Origin of the sequence: Rathayibacter sp. AY1C2, from assembly GCF_002931195.1 — a bacterium.
Classification (GTDB): Bacteria; Actinomycetota; Actinomycetes; order Actinomycetales; family Microbacteriaceae; genus Rathayibacter.
Genome location: NZ_PSWG01000003.1, coordinates 107,688 through 124,491 on the forward strand (window position 1 = coordinate 107,688; position 16,804 = coordinate 124,491).

The window sequence follows — 16,804 nt, forward strand, 5'->3', positions numbered from 1 at the left end:
TCACTTCTTCTGGTAGCGGGTGATGAGGGCGGCGAGCACGACCACCAGGCCGACGGCGAGGGGCTGGTAGAACTGCGAGACGCCGAGCAGGGTCAGGCCGTTGGTCAGCGCGGTCAGGAGGAACGCTCCGATGATCGGGCCGACGATCTTGGCCTTGCCGCCGGTGAGGCTCACTCCGCCGAGCACGACGGCCGCGATGGAGTTGAGCAGGTACTGCGTGTTGATGGCCGGCTCCGCGGCGCCGACGCGGGCGACGAGGAGGAGCGAGCCGACTCCGGCGAGGACGGCGGCGATGATGTACACCGCGATGCGCACGCGTCCGGCCTTGATGCCGTTGGCGACCGCGCTCTCCTCGTTGCCGCCGACCGCCTGCACGTGCAGGCCGAAGCGGGTGCGGAACATGACGACCCAGGCGACGACTCCGATGACCGCGGCCAGGATGATCGGGTAGCCGATGATCCCGATCGAGCCGGTGGTGAGGCGGAGCAGCTCGGGGCTGCCGACCGTGATCGGCTTGCCGTCGGAGACGATCAGCGCGAGGCCGGTCGCCACCGAGAGCGTGCCCAGTGTCGCGATGAAGTCGGTGACCTTGCCCTTCGCGATCAGGAAGCCGTTGATCACTCCGATCAGCCCCGCGAAGAGCAGGGCCGCGAGCGCCGAGAGCCAGAAGCCCCAGCCGGCGCTCCAGCCGATGCCGAAGCCGACCGCTCCGACGGTCATCGTCGCCGAGATCGAGAGGTCGATGCCGCCGGTGGTGATGACGAAGGACTGGCCGATCGAGAGGATGACCAGGATCGCGGCGGCGACGAGCATCGCCTTGATGTTGCCGAGGCTGAGGAACGTCGGCGTCGCGATCGAGAACACGATCACCAGGGCGACGAGCCCGATCGGTGCGGCGTTCTCGGCCCAGAAGCTGAGCTGACGGAGGTTCGCCAGCAGCGGGGAGGCGCTGGCCGGGGGTCGGGCGGTGACTGAGGTCATGGTCGCTTCCTGGGTTGCCATGGGCGGGAGGTCCTACTTGCTGGGGACGAGCGCGGCGAGCGGGTTGTCGAACTCCTCGAACGGCTGGGGGAAGGCGCCGAGGGCCTGCTCCGCGGTCTCGGAGGTCACGAGTGCGGTGGGCGACTCGATCTCGGCGGGGATCTCCTCGCCGGCGCCGACGGCCTCGCACGCCTGCACGCCGAGCTGGCCGATCGCGTAGGGGTACTGGGCGACGGTGGCGGTGAGGCCGCCGTCCTTCACCGACTGCAGCGCGTCCTCGTTGCCGTCGACGCTGACCACCTGGACGGAGCCGGTGAGGCCCGCGTTCTCGACGGCCTTGACGATGCCGAGGCCCATGTCGTCGTTCGCGGCGAAGAACGCCTTCACGTCGGGGTTCGCGGCGAGGATGTCGGTCGCCTTGGTCAGCGCGACCTCGCGCTTCCAGTCGGCCGCGGCCTCCTGGACGACGGTGAGGTCGGAGCCGATCGCGGCGGTGAAGCCGTCGACGCGGGCGGCGCTGGTGACGTCTCCCGAGACTCCGCCGATGACGGCGACCTCGGAGCCGGCGGGCAGCTGCTGCAGGAGGAAGTCGCCGGCCTTGCCGCCCGCGGCCTCGTTGTCGGTGCCGATGTAGGCGGTGACGTCGAGGTTCGCGGCCTCGACCGCGTCGGGGTCGAGCGGGCTGTCGATGTTGACGATCGTCTTGCCGGTGGCGGAGGCGAGGGCCTGCACCAGGTTCGTGCCGCTGATCGGGTTGACGATCAGGCAGCCGAAGTCCTGGCCGGCGACCGTGGTGAGCTTGTCGGCCTGGCCGGTGGTGTCGCCGATGTCGGCGGCGGCCTGCACCGAGACGTCCACGGAGTCGTCCTTCGCGGTGTCCTCGATGCCGTTCTCCATCGCCTGGAAGAAGGGGTTGTCGAGGCCCTTGATGACCGCGGCGACCTTGGTCGATCCGGAGCCGCCGGCGGCCGTGTCGCCACCCGAGGCGCAGCCGGTGAGGAGGAGTGCGAGGGCGCCGACCGGTGCGAGAACCGGGAGGAGGCGGCGTGCTGTGCGGTTCATCGTCATCCTTGAGGATCAGTGGCACCACTGCGTGCCGGTGTGTGAAAACTACCGGGGCTTTCGCGTTACCGCAATACGAAAGTTGGGGAACTTCAGGTTTCCCGTCGGCAGGCATGTACGCTGACCGTGACAAGAGGGGGAGCGATGACGGGGTACTCCACCGGCGAGGCCGGTTCGCACGTGGCCGACGTCCTCGCGCTGTTCCGCGAGCAGGGCGAGGTCTCGCGCAACGCGGTGATGGAGCAGACGGGGCTCTCCCGCTCCACCGTCAACCAGCGCCTCGCGACCCTCGTGGAGCTCGGCCTGATCGCCCCCACCACCGGCGGCGAGTCGACCGGCGGGCGCCCCTCGAGCATGTTCGCGATGAACCTGGTCGGCACGGTCTTCCTCACCGCCGACATCGGGGCGAGCGGATTCGTCGCCGCCGCCTGCGACCTGCGCGGCACCCCCCTCCGGCACGAGAGCGGCGTCGTCGACGTCTGGGAGGGACCGGACGCCGTGCTCTCGCTGGTGCTCGCCGCGTTCGAGCGGCTGCAGCAGGGCGACGCGGTCGCCGGCATCGGCGTCGGAGTCCCGGGGCCGGTCGAGTTCGCCGCCGGGCGCGTGCGCAATCCGCCGATCATGACCGGCTGGGACGACTTCGACATCGCCGGCTACTTCGCCGAGCCGTACGAGGGCGTGCAGGTCGTCATCGAGAACGACGCGAACGCCCGCGCCCTCGCCGAGTCGCGCCACCACGGCTCCGACAACCTGATCAGCCTGAAGCTCGGCACCGGCATCGGCTCGGGCCTCGTCTTCAACGGAGCGACGATCCGCGGAGCCGTCGGCGCGGCCGGCGACATCGGCCACACCCGCGCGGTCACGGGCACGGTCGACGCGGATCCGCTGCCCTGCCGCTGCGGCAACGCCGGCTGCGTGGAGGCGTACGCGAGCGGCTGGGCCCTCGTCCGCGACCTCTCGGCCGACGACCCCTCGATCAAGCACGTCGCCGACGTCACGGCCCGCGTGCTCCGCGGCGACATGCGCGCCACCCAGGCGGTGCGCCAGGCCGGCCGCGTCCTCGGCGAGGCGGTCGCCGACCTCGTCAACATCCTCAACCCGCGGACCATCGTGATCTCGGGCCAGCTCGGCGACTGCGGCGAGGTGCTGATGTCGGGCCTGCGCGAGCGCGTCTACCTGCGCACCCACCCGCTCGCCACGCGGCACCTGACCATCCACACGTCGGACCTGGGCGAGCTGGCCGGCGTGATCGGCCTCGCCCTGACGACCGCCGACCAGGTCTTCAGCCGCGAGCGCTTCGACCGCGAGGCGAGCGCCGAGAGCCCCCGCGCGGCGGCCGCCGCGAGCTGAGCGGGAGCGCCCTGCCGCGCCCGGCAGCGGCGGGACCGGCGTGAGCGACCCCCTCCGCCCCGCGCACTGTTACGCCCGGCGACGAAGGGTTACGCCGGGCGACGCGGGCCGGGACGGGCGGGCCCGCGGTGCTCCATCATCGTGTCCGGGACGACGCGGAGAGGCCGCGGCCGCCCGACCCGTCCGAAGGAACGCGATGATCCGGCTCGAGCAGCTCAGCAAGTCGTACGGTCCGGCGACCGTGCTCGACCGCCTCGACTTCTCGGTCGCGACCGGCGAGATCTTCGCCGTCGTCGGCCCGAGCGGCGCGGGCAAGAGCACGCTCGCCGCCTGCGTGAACCTCCTGGAGCGGCCCACCTCGGGCACGGTCGTCGTCAACGGGGAGGCGCTCTCGCAGCTCTCGGAGGAGCGGCTGCGCGTCGCCCGCCGTCGCATCGGCACGGTCTTCCAGTCCGACGGACTCTTCAGCCGCCGCACGGCCGAGCAGAACGTGGCCCTGCCGTTGGAGTACCTCGGCGTCACCGCCGCCGAGACGAAGCACCGCGTCGCGGAGCTGCTCGAGCGCGTCGGCCTCTCGGACCGCGCCCGCTACTACCCGCACCAGCTCTCCGGTGGTCAGCGCCAGCGCGTCGGCATCGCCCGCGCGCTCGCCCTCCGCCCCTCGGTGCTGCTCTCGGACGAGGCCACCTCGGGCCTCGACCCCGCCTCGACCACCGCGATCACCACGCTCCTGAAGGAGCTGCGCGACGACCTGGGCCTCTCGATCCTCTTCATCACCCACGAGATGGAGACGGTGCGCCAGGTGGCCGACTCCGTCGCCCGCCTCGACCACGGCCGCATCGTGGAGTCGGGCCGTCTCGTCGACCTGCTGCGCGACCCCGCGTCCCCGCTCGGCCTCGCCCTCAACCCGGTGCGCCCCGCCGTCGCGCCCGGCCCGGGCCTCGGCGAATGGGTGGTGGGCTACTCCCGCTCCGGAGTGCCGACCGACTGGGTCACCCGGCTCGCGGAGGCGGTCGGCCCCGTCTCGCTGCTCGGCGCGGCGATCGAGACGGTGGACGGGCAGGCGGTCGGCCACGCGACGATCGGGCTCGGCCCGGTCGACGAGGCGCGGCTCACCCGTGCGGCGGCCGAGCTCGGCCTGTCGGTCCGGCCCGCCGGCGTGCGCGTCCTCGCCGAGGAGGTGGCGGCGTGATCCTCCACCTCGACAACAAGGTCCCGCTCGAGCAGATCCCCGCGCTGGTGCTGCCGGCGCTCGGCGAGACGCTGATCATGGTCGGCATCGTCATGGCGATCGTGGTGCTGGTCGGCGTGCCGCTGGGCGCTCTCGTGCACAACCTCGCTCCGGGCGGCCTGGCCGAGAACCGGGCCGCCCACCAGGTGCTCAGCGCCGTCATCAGCGTCGGCCGCTCGCTGCCGTTCCTCATCCTGATGGCGTCGATCATGCCGTTCACGCGCCTGATCACCGGCACCAACATCGGGATCGCGGCCGCCGTCGTGCCGATGTCGATCGCGGGGATCGCCTTCTTCACCCGGATCGTCGAGAACGCGCTGCGCAGCGTGCCGCTCTCGCTCACCCGCGTCGCCCGCGCCTCCGGAGCGTCGCGGCTGCAGGTGGTGCGGACCGCCCAGCTGAGCGAGGCGGTGCCGCAGATCATCGGCGGCCTGACGATCAACACGATCGCGATGATCGAGTACTCGGCGATCGCCGGCACGATCGGCGCCGGCGGCATCGGCTACGTCGCGGTGACCTACGGCTACCAGCGCTTCGACACCACCGTCATGCTCGCCACCATCGTGATCCTGGTCGCCACCGTCGCGACCGTGCAGCTCACCGGCGACGCCCTCGTCCGCGCGACCACGCCCGGCGCCTCCCGCTCGCGGCGAGCGCCCCGGGTCGCGGCCGCCGTCTAGAACCACCACTCCTCCTCCTGCGCCCTCGGGCGCCCCTCCCGCGCGCCCGCGCACCCCCTCTTCGAAAGGCACCGCCATGTCCACTCCCGACGACCTCGGATTCGATCTCAAGAAGAAGCGCCGCTGGCCCTGGATCGCCGGAGCGGCCGTCGTCGTGGTCGGCGTCGCCTCCGCGATCGCCGTCCCGCTCCTCTCCCCCGCCGTCTCGGCCAACGAGCAGGAGGGAGCGACGCTCTACGTCGCGACCGCCGAGGGCAATGCCTCCGAGCAGGCCCTGGTCGACTTCGTCGCGAAGGAGGTGGCGCCGCGCTACGGCATCACCGTCGCCTTCAAGGGGCTCTCGGACAGCAACACCATCAACCGCGCGGTGAGCGAGGGCGAGGTCGCGGCCACGGTCTACCAGCACAAGCTCTGGCTGGGACAGGTGCTCGAGGCCAACCCCGACTTCGAGGAGGAGGCGGCCACCCCCGTCTTCCGCTGGGGCTTCGGGCTCTGGAGCGACAAGTACTCCGACGTCTCCCAGATCCCCGACGGCGGCACGGTCTCGCTCTACTCCGACCCCGCCAACGAGGCGCAGGGCCTCTGGCTGCTGCAGAACGCCGGCCTGATCACGCTGAAGCCGGGCACGGAGCCGGGCACCGCGACCCAGGACGACATCGCCGAGAACCCGAAGAACCTGCAGTTCACCCTGCTCGACTTCGCCGCCCAGTCGCGCGCGCTGCCGGACCTCGACGCGGCCGTCGGCTACACCGAGTACTACCTCGCCGCCGGCATCCCGATCGAGCAGCAGATCTTCGCCCCGCAGGCCCCCGACGACTTCGCCGGGCAGCTCACCATCGGCTCGAAGTACCGCGACACCGAGAACGTGAGGAAGCTCGTCCAGGCCTTCCAGGACCCGGCCGTGCAGGAGTTCCTCGCCACGGACGAGACGGTGAAGGGGATCCTGCTGCCGATCGACGGCTGAGCAGGGCCGGAGCGACGGGGTCGCCTGAGGAGTCGCGCGCGGCTTCTCGGGCGACTCGGCGTCTGCGGACGTAGCGTGGGCTCATGAACACGTTCACTCTCCACAACGGTGTCGAGATCCCCGCCCTCGGACTCGGCGTCTTCCAGACTCCGCCCGACGAGACCCGCGCCGCCGTCGCCGCCGCGCTCGACGCGGGGTACCGGCACATCGACACGGCGGCGGCCTACGGCAACGAGCGCGAGGTGGGCGAGGCGATCGCCGGCCGCGACGACGTCTTCCTCGAGACGAAGGTGTGGATCAGCGACTACGGCTACGACGAGACGCTGCACGCCTTCGACAAGAGCGCGGGCAAGCTCGGCGTCGAGCGGATCGACCTGCTGATCCTGCACCAGGCCCTGCCCGAGGCCTTCGACCGCACCCTCGACGCCTACCGGGCGCTCGAGCGGCTGCTCGCCGACGGGAGGGTGCGGGCGATCGGCGTGAGCAACTTCATGGTCGAGCACCTCACCCGCCTGCTCGCCGAGACCGACGTCGTCCCCGCGGTGAACCAGCTCGAGGTGCACCCGTACTTCCAGCAGCGGCGGGTCGAGCGCTTCGGCTGCGAGAACGACATCCTCACCCAGGCCTGGTCGCCGATCGGCGGCATCACCGCCTACCGCGACTCCCCGCGCCGCAGCTTCGACGACCCGGTGCTCCTCGAGCTCGGCGCCAAGTACGGGAAGACGGCCGCGCAGGTGATGCTGCGCTGGCACCTGCAGGAGGGCCGCCAGGTCATCCCGAAGTCGACCCGCCCCGAGCGCATCGCCGAGAACATCGACGTGTTCGACTTCGCGCTCTCCGGCTCGGAGCTCGCCCGGATCGACGCCCTCGAGGCCGGCGTGCGCGGCGGACCGGAGCCCGAGGCCGTGACGCTGGAGGCGTACGGCCGCGACATCCCCGAGGCGTGAGGACGGCGCTCGCGACGGGAACACCGGAGCGGTCGCGGGCGTTGCCCTCACCATGAGCGTTCCCCTCTCCATCCTCGACCTCGCCCCCATCGCCCCCGGTGAGACCGCTCGCGACAGCTTCGCCGCCTCCGTCGCCCTGGCCCAGGAGGCCGAGCGGAACGGCTACCGCCGCGTCTGGTACGCCGAGCACCACAACATGGCGAGCATCGCCTCCAGCGCGACCTCGGTGCTCATCGCGCACGTCGCCTCGCAGACCTCCACGATCCGCCTCGGCTCCGGCGGCGTCATGCTGCCGAACCACTCCCCGCTCACCATCGCCGAGCAGTTCGGCACCCTCGAGACGCTGCACCCGGGCCGGATCGACCTCGGGCTCGGCCGCGCCCCCGGCAGCGACCAGGCGACCTTCCGCGCGCTCCGCCGCGACCCCGACTCCTCCGAGCGCTTCCCGCAGGACGTGCTGGAGCTGCAGGCGTTCCTCGCCGGCGAGTCCCGCATCCCCGGAGTGAGCGCGACGCCCGGTGCCGGCACCCGCGTCCCCCTCTACATCCTCGGCTCCTCGCTCTTCGGCGCGCAGCTGGCCGCCGCGCTGGGCCTGCCGTACGCGTTCGCCTCGCACTTCGCTCCGGACGCGCTGCACCAGGCCGTCGCGGAGTACCGCCGTGGCTTCCGCCCCTCCGAGCAGCTCGACGCCCCCTACGTGATCGCCGGGATGAACGCCATCGCCGCCGACACCGAGGAGGACGCGCAGGAGCAGTTCGCGCAGATGAAGCGCGCCCGCCTGATGATGCTGCTGCGCCAGAGCGGGCAGATCCCCGTCGGCCAGACCTTCGACGACGAGGAGCTCGACGCCCTGCTCAGCGCCCCGATCGGCGCCCACGTCGCGAGCATGACCACCTACACCGGTGTCGGCACCGGCGACCAGGTGGCCGACTACGCCGCCGACTTCGCGCGCTCCGCCGACGCCGACGAGGTCATCGTCGCCCACGCGTCGCTGCAGACGGAGGCCCGCCTGCGCTCGGTCGCGCTCCTCGCGCAGTCGAACGCGCGCGTCGCCGCCTGAGCCCGTCCGCAACCGAGGTCGAGCGGCCCGGCACCGGCCTGATGGCCACTGTCGGACGCTCCGGGCCTCGGTTGCGAACGGCCGGCCCTGGGCAGAGTGGGGGTCGGGCGGCGCACATCAGCGGACGCGAGCAGAAGTGAGCCTCTAATGGGGGCCACCTCTCGGGGCACGACCCCGGGAGGAGCGCGTCCGCGGTGCCAGGCTGAGCCCTGTGTCGACGATGACGGGCGAGCGGCGTGAGCCCGGGGACGGCCCTGCGGGGTCGGCGGCCCTGCTGCTGAGGGTCTGCGCGGGCGACCGGACCGCCTTCCGACAGCTCTACTCGCTCACCGCGGGCAGGGTCGTCTCCGTCGCGGACGCCGTGCTCGACGACCGCGCCGCAGCCGAGGAGGTCGCGCAGGAGGTCTACCTCGAGCTCTGGCGCACCGCGCGCTCGCTCGACCCGGGCCGTCACGTGCTCGCCTTCCTGGCCCAGGTCGCGCACCGCCGTGCCGTGGACCGCGCCCGGGCGGACCGGTCGGCGCGGCGCCGGGAGCTGCAGTACACGGTCCTCGACCGGCCGCGCGATCACGAGTGGGAGCGCTCGGACGTCCGGCTGGCCCTGGCGCCCGCGGCCGGCGCGATCCGGCAGCTCGCCGCCATCCACCACGACGTCCTCTACCTCGCCTACGTCCGCGGGTACAGCCACTCCGAGATCGCGGAGGAGCTGTCGATCCCGCTCGGCACCGTCAAGACCCGGCTGCGCGACACCCTCATCCGCCTGCACTCCCACCTGCAGTCCGCCGGGCCGACGGACCCGGACGGCGGACCGGGACGGCGCATCCGGCACTGACCGGTGGCGCGGACGCCTCTGCGCCACCGGGGTCGCACGCCTCAGGACCGAGTCCGGCCCGCTCAGCCCGCCTGCGTCGCGCTCGAGACCGCGAGCCCGACGATCACCGTCAGCACCGTCGTCCACAGTGCGATCGCGACGCCCTGCCAGAGCAGGATCCGCCCGCGGCCGACTCCGGCGCCCGCCAGCATCACCGCGGTGAAGTGCGTCGGGAGCAGCAGCGGCCCCAGCAGGCTCACGCCCGGGACGCCGTAGCGGGTGAAGGCCCGCTGGAACTTCTCGCGCCGCGGAGTCGTCCGCTTCGCCTCCGAGCGGCCCGTGATCGCCGAGCGGACGCCGGTGCCCAGCAGCACGAGCAGCGCCACGCAGACGAAGTTGCCGATCGCCCCGGCGAGCCCGGCGACCACCGGGTGGATGCCGCCGATGATGCCGATCGACGCCGCCCCCTCGCCCTCGATGAAGGGGACGGCCCCGGCCGCCGCGACGACGAGGGGCTGTACGAGTTCCGGAACGCGGCCGATCAGGTCCTGGAATCCGAGGATCGCGTCGCTGATGATCGTCATGGTCGTGCCTTCCGATGCGGGGCCCCGGCTCTCGGGACTCCTCCATCCGACCGTGTCCGGGAGCGCCGCGGCAGTGCCGCCGGGTCACCGCTGTCCGGGACGATCGACGGTCCGAGGGGTGACAAGTGTCATGGTCGTAGCCTGGGCCGCATGGTGAACACGACCGAGGCGGATCCGCCCGTGCGCGCAGGCCGCGGCGTCGCAGTGACCTGGTGGTACACCCTCGCGTCAGCCGCCTCCTTCGTGGTGGTCGTCCTGGCCGTCTGGTCCGTGGCGGTGCTGAGCGCCGAGGCCGAGGAGTGGCGGAAGGCCGCCTACTTCCTGGGCGCGGCCGCCTGGGTCGCGGTGTTCTCGCCGACCGCGCTCGCGTACCGGCGCGCCGACCGCGAGGGCCCGGTACGCCTCCGGGCCGCGCCGACCCTGGTCTTCTGCCTCGGAGTGGCGGCCGCGGCGCTCACCGGCACGGCCGCCGGGAGCCTCGCGCTCGGGCTCTCGCTCGCCGCGACCCTGGTCGCCGTGCTGCCCTGGCAGAGCGGGGTGCGGCTCCGGGTGATGGTGCTCTGCACGATCGTCCTCGCGGTCGCGGCGGTGCTCGAGCAGACGCGCGCGGCGCCGGACGCATCGGCCGCGCTCTCGACCCTCCTGCTGTTCGCGACGCTGCTGCCCCTGACGGTCGTCAGCGCGCTGTGGTGGTGGGACATCGTCCGCGAGCTCGACCGGGCGCGCGCCGCCGAGGGCCGGCTCGCCGCCGCGCAGGAGCGCCTGCTGCTCGCCGGCGACGTGCACGACCTCCAGGGCCACCACCTCCAGGTGATCGCGCTGCAGCTCGAGCTCGCCGAGCGCCTCCTCGGCAGCGATCCGGAGGCCGCTCTCGAGCAGCTGCGCGCCGCCCAGCGCTCGGTCGACGGCGCCCGCACCGGCACCCGCGAGCTGGCGACGCGCTTCCGCAGCGTTCCGCTCGTCGACGAGCTGGCCAACGCCGCCGACCTGCTCCGCTCGGCCGGGCTCCGCGTCGAGCTCGAGGTCGACCCGGCGGCGGCTCACGCGCCTGCCGAGACGCTCGGGCCGGTGGTCCGCGAGACGACGACGAACATCCTCAAGCACGGCGGCGGCTCCAGCGCGCGGCTGCGGCTCGCGCGGGAGCGGGACGAGTGGCGGTTCGAGGCGGTGAACGACCTGGCACCGGACGCGGAGGAGGCGGACGGGACCGGCTCGGGCGTCCTCGGCATGGCGGAGCGGGTCGAGCGGGCAGGGGGGACGCTGCGCGCCGGGGCGGTCCGCCGCTCCTTCGAGCTGGACGCGCGCCTGCCGGTGGGGAGCGACTCGTGATCCGGGTGCTGATCGCCGACGACGAGGACATGATCCGCACGGCGCTGGCCGCGCTCCTCCGCCTCGAGGAGGACCTCGAGATCGTGGGCGAGTGCCGCGACGGCGAGCAGGCGGTCGCGGAGGCGCTGCGCCTGCAGCCCGACGTGTGCCTCTTCGACGTCGAGATGCCCGGGCTCGACGGGATCGAGGCGGCGGAGCGGCTGCGCCGGGTCTCGGCGACGCGGGTCGTGGTCGTCACCCGCCATGCGCGGCCGGGGGTCCTGCGGCGAGCGCTCGGAGCGGGCGTCAGCGGCTTCCTGCCGAAGTCGCGCCGGGTCGAGGACGTCGCCGAGGTGATCCGCCAGGTCGCGAGCGGACGCCGCTACGTCGATCCGGAGATCGCCGCCGACGCCCTGGCGAGCACGCGCAGCCCGCTGACCGACCGCGAGCTCGACGTGCTCAGCGCCGGCTCCCGCGGCGAGACGATCGGCGAGATCGGCGCGGCGCTGCACCTCTCCTCGGGCACCGTCCGCAACCACGTCTCGTCGATCCTGCGCAAGCTCGACGTCGACACCCGCCAGCGCGCGGTCATCGAGGCCCGCGAGCGCGGCTGGATCTGAGCGAGGCGCCGCGACGGCAGCCACTACGCAGGAGTCGTCGCACTCGCGCTCGAGTGCGACGACTCCTGCGTTCTCGCGAGCGGTGCCCGTCAGGCCGTCGGCGTCCAGATCCGCATCGTCGACGGTCCCCGGTTCGCCCAGCGGTGGTACGGCCGGAACTCCGCCTCGAAGCGGCGCCCCTCCTCCACCGGCACGGAGCCGTAGGGCCAGCCGGGAGCCGCCTCCCGCGCCACCAGGGACACGCGCGCTCCCTCCGCCGTCACGACGGGCGGCACCGAGGCGTCGACCGCGATGTGCTCGGTGTCCAGGCCCTCGGGCAGGTCGAGCGACTCGATCGCCAGCACGAACGGCCCGCGCTCGAGGGCGACCTGGCCGCGCACCGCGTCGATCCGGGGGTGCGGGGCGACGAAGCGGGCCGTCATCGGCAGCGAGAGCCGCACGGTGTCGCCGGCGGAGAACGCCCGGCGGACGGTGACGGTCGGCGTCGAGACCGGCTCGCCGTCGAGCAGCGCCGAGCCCCGCGCGAACGGCGGCACCCGCAGCGTCAGCGCGAACTCCGCGTCCTCGAGGATCCGCACGACGATCTCGCCGTCGGCCGGGTACTCCGTCTCGACGCGCAGCGCGACGCCTCCGGTGCGCACCTCGTACGCGCCGTACTGGTGGAGCTGCACCCCGTCGTCGGTGGCGGTCGCGAAGCCGAGCTCGACGCTCGCGAGGGTGCGGGCGGTGTTGGTCGGGCAGCACGAGACCCAGAACCAGGGCGCGCGGAGGCTGGACTGCGCGCGGTCGGTCTCGCGCGACTCGTCCGGCGCCACTCCGTCGACGCGCTGCTGCAGCGTGTTCGTGTAGAAGAAGGCGCGGCCGTCGTCGCGGGTGGCGGGGAGCACCGCGTTCAGCAGCGTCCGCTCCATCAGGTCCGCGTAGCGGTGCTCGTTCGAGCCGAGCAGGAGCCGCCAGCTGAGCATCGTGGAGCCGATCGCCGCGCAGGTCTCGGCATAGGCGCGATCCGGCGGCAGCTCGTAGTCGGCGCCGAACGCCTCGTCCTGGTGGTGCGAGCCCATCCCGCCCGTGACGTAGGTGCGCCGCTCGACGGTCGCCTCCCACTGGCGGCGGACCGCCTCCTCCAGCTCGGCGTCGCCGGTCTCGACCGCGACATCGAGAGCCCCGGAGGCGAGGTAGAGGGCCCGCACCGCGTGGCCGCGCAGCACCTCCGCGTCGCGCACGGGCACGTCGTCCTGGAAGTACTCGGCGCCGAACGCGATCGGCTTCAGCGTCCCCGTCCCGCGCCGCTCCACGAAGAGGCGGGCCAGCTCGAGGTAGCGCTCCTCCCCCGTCGCCCGCGCCAGCTCGGCGAGCGCCGGCTCGATCTCGGGGTGGCCGCACACGGCGACCCTCCCCTCGGGCCCGAACTCGCGGTGCACGTGGTCGGCCAGCCGTCGGGCGACCTGCGGCAGGAGGTCGTCGTGCCCGGTGCGGAGCCGCGCCACGGCGGCCTGGATCAGGTGCCCGAAGCTGTACAGCTCGTGGCCCCACTCCAGGTCGGAGTAGCGCGCACGCTGGCCGGGCCGGCCGAAGCTCGTGTGCAGGTAGCCGTCCGGGTCCTGGGCGGAGGCGACCCGCGAGACGAGGTCGTCGTACCGCTCCTGCAGCCCGGCGTCGTCGCTCCGGCCGAGCTCCCAGGCCATGGCCTCGAGGAGCTTGTAGACCTCGGAGTCCACGAACTCGATGCCCGCGTGCGCGTCGCCGCTCTCGGCGGACGAGATCGAGCCGTCGGCCGCGCGGTCGAAGTTGCCGGCCCAGCCGACGCGCTCGATCCACGAGCGGCAGTGCTCGATGACGGCGGAGGAGTTGAGGTCCTGGTAGTGCTTCCAGAAGCCGCCGGTGAGGCGGATCTCGTCCTGGCGGAGCGGCCGGAGCACGCTCCGCGAGGGGGCGACCGGGCCGCCGAGGGCGGTGGCGGTGGGGGCGGTGAGGGTCACGGTGTCTCCTTGGAGGGACGGGTCAGTCCTTGACGGCGCCGGCGGTGACTCCCGCCGAGACGTACCGCTGGGCGACGACGAGGAGGACGGCGGCCGGGAGCGAGGCGACCACGGCGGTCGCCATGATCGAGTTCCACTCCTGGTTGTTGTTGCCGATGTACTTGTAGATGCCGAGGGTGATCGGCTGGAGCTTCCCGCCGCTGTCGAGCGTCGAGGCGAAGATGAAGTCCGACCAGGCCCAGAGGAACGCGAACAGCGAGACGGTGACGACGGAGTTGCGGCTGATCGGCATGATCACCGAGGTGAAGGTGCGCCAGGCGCTCGCTCCGTCCATCCGGGCCGCCTGGGTGAGCTCGTCGGGGATCCCCGACATGAAGGCCGTGAAGATCAGCACGCCGAACGGCACCGCGATGGTGGAGTCGGCCACGATAAGGCCCGGGATCGAGTTGAGCAGCCCCAGGTTGAGGTAGATGGCGTAGAAGCCCATCGCCATGATGATCGCCGGGATCATCTGCGCGATCAGCAGCACGAACGAGAGGGCCTGCCCGCCGCGGGGCCGCAGCTTCGCCAGCGAGTAGGCGGCGGGAGCGGCGATCGCCACGGTCAGCAGCACCGTGCCGAGGCCGACGACGAGGCTGGTGCCCAGGTAGGGCAGCTGCTCGCTCAGCACCGCCTGGTAGCCGGTGAACGTGGGCGAGAACGGGAACCAGTCCGGCGGATCCTTCCGCATCGAGCCGGTCGGAGTGAGGGAGACGTTGATCATCCAGTAGACGGGGAACAGCATGACCGCCGTGAGGGCGATCCCGACCACCGTCAGGTACCAGGGGCGGCGGGCGGTCACGAGTCGGCCTGCTTCCGCTGGACCCGGATGTACACGAGGCCGAAGACGAGGGCCAGGATGATCAGCAGGTTGCCGACGGCCGCGGCCGGTCCGAAGTCGGGCAGCATCGAGCCGAAGCCGAGCTGGTACGTCCAGGTGGCGAGCGTGGTCGAGGAGTCGGCGGGGCCGCCCTTCGTCATGATCCAGATGATGTCGAACACCTTCAGCGTGTAGACGAGGCCGAGCAGGATCGTGATCGCCGACACCGGCCGCAGCAGCGGCAGCGTGATCCGCCAGAACTGCTGAGCGCCGGTCGCGCCGTCGAGCGAGGCCGCCTCGTAGAGGTCCTGCGAGATGTTCTGCAGGCCGGAGTAGAGGATCACCAGGTTGAACGGGACGCCGATCCAGATGTTCGCGATCAGGACCGCGATCAGCGAGGTGGTCGGCGAGGTGAGCCAGTTGATCTGGCCGATCCCGAACGACTCCAGGAACGCGTTCACGATGCCGGAGTCGCTGTTGAGCATCCACGACCAGGTCGACGCCGAGACGATCAGCGGCAGGAGCCACGGCACCAGGAACAGCGCCCGGAGCGTGCTCGCCAGCGGGAAGCGGCGGTAGAAGAACACGGCGAGCGCCAGCCCCAGCGTGAACTGGAAGAGGAGCGAGACCCCGGTGAAGACCGCCGTGTGCAGCAGCGCCGGGCCGAAGGTCGCGTCCTGGAACACCTGGACGTAGTTGTCGAACCAGACGAAGGGCGCGTTCCCCTGCACGAACGAGCGGACCGTGTAGTCCTTCAGGCTCAGCTCGAGGTTGCGGTAGAGCGGGAACGCGTAGAAGACGAGCAGGTAGGCGACGAGCGGGGCGAGGAACGCCCACGCGACCAGGCGGCCGCCCTCGGGGCGCCGGCGGCGCCGACGGCTCTCAGCGGCCGGGGCGGGCGGGGCCGGCGGCTCGGTGCCGCGCCGCAGGAGGCGGGCGGTCTCGGTGGCAGTGGTCATGGTCTCTCCCGTCCCCCCGGCCGGTGCGCGGAGCACCGGCCGGGGGGACCTCGTTCGGGGAGCGGGAGCCCCCGGTCGTCCTACTTCGTGGCGGATTCGGCGGCCGACTGGGCGGCCTTCAGGGCGTCCTCGGGAGACTGCGAGCCGCTGAGCACGGTCTGCACCGCGCCCCACAGCTGCTCCGAGATCTTCGGGTACTTCGTGCCGAGGTCGTCCGAGGTGCGGCCCTTCGCGGCCTGCACGGCGGTGACCCACGGCTCGAGGTCGGCGTTGCCTGCGACCTGCTCCTGCTGCGCCTCGGCCGTCGGCGCGATGTACGAGAGCGTGTTGTCGGTCGTGACCAGGCTCTCCGTCGAGGTCAGGCACTCGGCGATCTTCTTCGAGGTCTCGTAGCGCGCCGTGTCCGACTGCACCGGGAGGGTGAGGAACTCGCCTCCGGTCGGTGCGGGGGCCGCTCCGCCGTCCTTCGACGGGATGGTCAGGACGCCGTAGTCGATGCCCGAGGCCTTCGCGTTGGCCAGCTGCCAGGTGCCGTTCTCGCCGAACGCGTACTCGCCGGTCTCGAACTCCTGCCAGCTCGTGGTCTGCGTGTTGCCGATCACGGAGTTGGGCGCGTAGCCCTTCTCCAGCCAGTCGCTCCAGAGCGAGACGGCGTCGACCGCGGCGGGCGAGTCGAGGTCGGTCAGCTCGGCGCCGGAGCCCCAGAACCACGGCAGGAACTGGAAGGTCCCCTCCTCCGTGCCGATGCCGGAGAACGTGATGCCCTTGCCGCCGGAGGCGGTGACCTTCTCGAGCGCGTCGGTCAGCCCGGCCCAGTCGGTGATGGAGGCGGCGTCCACGCCGGCCTTCTCGAGCACGGCCTTGTTGTAGTACAGCGCGAGCGTGTTGGCACCGATCGGCACGCCGAAGGTGTCGCTGCCGGTCTGGCCGGCCGCGAGGATGTTCGCGTCGATACCCTCGGTGGAGAGCCCGGACTCGGCGGTCGTGGTCAGGATGCCCGACTCCGCGAGCGTCGAGACCACGGGGTTGTCGACGAGCAGGAGGTCGGGCGAGTTGCCCTGCTGGCCGGCGAGCAGCGCCTTGTTGGTCAGGTCGGTGGTGTCGTAGCCGGTGCGCTCGACGGTGACGCCGGCCTCGGTCCCGCAGGAGTCGATGAGCTTCGCCCAGTCGGACGACTCGTCGAACTGGGGGTACGGGTCCCAGAACGTGTAGCTGCCTCCCGCGGCGGAGCCGGAGTCTCCCCCGGAGCCGCTCGCGCAGCCGGTCAGTGCGGCGGCGGCCGTCCCCAGCAGGACGGCGGCGGCGAGGCCCCGAGCGTGCTTCCTCGTCTTCACGGATGATCCCTTCGTCGTTGATGGATTCCTCGGCAGTCGTCCCGATCGTCTACGCCGGGCCGAAACTACTTTCTG

Annotated in this window: 16 protein-coding genes; 9 read left to right on the forward strand and 7 right to left on the reverse strand. The window is 72.3% G+C overall.

The genetic code is table 11. The annotated features are described in order from the left end of the window. Together C5C55_RS03760 and C5C55_RS03765 are read right to left on the reverse strand one after the other, a co-directional pair. Positions 1-981, reverse strand: a complete 981-nt coding sequence (locus C5C55_RS03760) for an ABC transporter permease (protein WP_104222714.1) — start codon at positions 979-981, stop codon at positions 1-3. A 33-nt stretch (positions 982-1,014) separates the two neighbouring features. Further along, positions 1,015-2,043, reverse strand: coding sequence for a substrate-binding domain-containing protein (locus C5C55_RS03765; RefSeq protein WP_104232968.1), 1,029 nt, complete (start codon positions 2,041-2,043; stop codon positions 1,015-1,017). Positions 2,044-2,187: 144 nt separating this feature from the next. Between C5C55_RS03765 and C5C55_RS03770 the strand changes: the two genes are divergently transcribed. The 7 genes from C5C55_RS03770 to C5C55_RS03800 all read left to right on the forward strand — a co-directional run bounded on the left by C5C55_RS03770 (position 2,188) and on the right by C5C55_RS03800 (position 9,107). Further along, positions 2,188-3,393, forward strand: coding sequence for an ROK family transcriptional regulator (locus C5C55_RS03770; RefSeq protein WP_104232969.1), 1,206 nt, complete (start codon positions 2,188-2,190; stop codon positions 3,391-3,393). Between the two features lie 196 nt (positions 3,394-3,589). Next, complete coding sequence (locus C5C55_RS03775) at positions 3,590-4,585, forward strand: methionine ABC transporter ATP-binding protein (RefSeq protein ID WP_104232970.1); 996 nt, start codon at positions 3,590-3,592, stop codon at positions 4,583-4,585. Beyond that, positions 4,582-5,304: a methionine ABC transporter permease gene (locus tag C5C55_RS03780; protein WP_104222708.1), complete on the forward strand. Its 723-nt coding sequence runs from the start codon at positions 4,582-4,584 to the stop codon at positions 5,302-5,304. The genes C5C55_RS03775 and C5C55_RS03780 overlap by 4 nt, the downstream gene beginning before the upstream one ends. Positions 5,305-5,380: 76 nt before the next feature. Next, the gene (locus tag C5C55_RS03785) at positions 5,381-6,268 is read left to right on the forward strand and encodes a MetQ/NlpA family ABC transporter substrate-binding protein (protein ID WP_104232971.1); all 888 of its coding nucleotides are present in this window, start codon (positions 5,381-5,383) and stop codon (positions 6,266-6,268) included. Between the two features lie 83 nt (positions 6,269-6,351). Further along, positions 6,352-7,215 (forward strand): aldo/keto reductase, encoded by an 864-nt coding sequence (locus C5C55_RS03790; protein WP_104222706.1) that lies wholly within the window; start codon positions 6,352-6,354, stop codon positions 7,213-7,215. Between the two features lie 52 nt (positions 7,216-7,267). After that, the gene (locus C5C55_RS03795) at positions 7,268-8,275 is read left to right on the forward strand and encodes an LLM class flavin-dependent oxidoreductase (protein WP_104232972.1); all 1,008 of its coding nucleotides are present in this window, start codon (positions 7,268-7,270) and stop codon (positions 8,273-8,275) included. Between the two features lie 220 nt (positions 8,276-8,495). Next, positions 8,496-9,107: a sigma-70 family RNA polymerase sigma factor gene (locus C5C55_RS03800; RefSeq protein WP_258072493.1), complete on the forward strand. Its 612-nt coding sequence runs from the start codon at positions 8,496-8,498 to the stop codon at positions 9,105-9,107. A 62-nt stretch (positions 9,108-9,169) separates the two neighbouring features. Here C5C55_RS03800 and C5C55_RS03805 read toward each other — a convergent pair whose 3' ends face one another. Next, positions 9,170-9,670, reverse strand: a complete 501-nt coding sequence (locus C5C55_RS03805) for a small multidrug efflux protein (RefSeq protein WP_104232974.1) — start codon at positions 9,668-9,670, stop codon at positions 9,170-9,172. Between the two features lie 150 nt (positions 9,671-9,820). On the opposite strand from C5C55_RS03805, the gene C5C55_RS03810 reads away from it, so the two are divergent. Together C5C55_RS03810 and C5C55_RS03815 are read left to right on the forward strand one after the other, a co-directional pair. Beyond that, positions 9,821-10,999, forward strand: coding sequence for a sensor histidine kinase (locus tag C5C55_RS03810; protein ID WP_104232975.1), 1,179 nt, complete (start codon positions 9,821-9,823; stop codon positions 10,997-10,999). After that, positions 10,996-11,598 (forward strand): response regulator transcription factor, encoded by a 603-nt coding sequence (locus tag C5C55_RS03815; RefSeq protein ID WP_104222701.1) that lies wholly within the window; start codon positions 10,996-10,998, stop codon positions 11,596-11,598. Before C5C55_RS03810 ends, C5C55_RS03815 begins: the two co-directional genes overlap by 4 nt. 89 nt (positions 11,599-11,687) lie before the next feature. Here C5C55_RS03815 and C5C55_RS03820 read toward each other — a convergent pair whose 3' ends face one another. The 4 genes from C5C55_RS03820 to C5C55_RS03835 form a co-directional block, all read right to left on the reverse strand. Continuing rightward, positions 11,688-13,577: a glycoside hydrolase family 127 protein gene (locus C5C55_RS03820; RefSeq protein WP_104232976.1), complete on the reverse strand. Its 1,890-nt coding sequence runs from the start codon at positions 13,575-13,577 to the stop codon at positions 11,688-11,690. 22 nt (positions 13,578-13,599) lie between these two features. Further along, complete coding sequence (locus C5C55_RS03825) at positions 13,600-14,418, reverse strand: carbohydrate ABC transporter permease (RefSeq protein ID WP_104222699.1); 819 nt, start codon at positions 14,416-14,418, stop codon at positions 13,600-13,602. Next, on the reverse strand, positions 14,415-15,395 hold the full coding sequence (locus tag C5C55_RS03830) for a carbohydrate ABC transporter permease (protein ID WP_104232977.1): 981 nt from the start codon (positions 15,393-15,395) through the stop codon (positions 14,415-14,417). Before C5C55_RS03830 ends, C5C55_RS03825 begins: the two co-directional genes overlap by 4 nt. 80 nt (positions 15,396-15,475) lie before the next feature. Beyond that, positions 15,476-16,729 carry an extracellular solute-binding protein gene (locus C5C55_RS03835; RefSeq protein WP_104225801.1) on the reverse strand — a complete coding sequence of 418 codons (1,254 nt, stop codon included), beginning with the start codon at positions 16,727-16,729 and terminating at the stop codon, positions 15,476-15,478. Between the last annotated feature and the right edge of the window lie 75 nt (positions 16,730-16,804).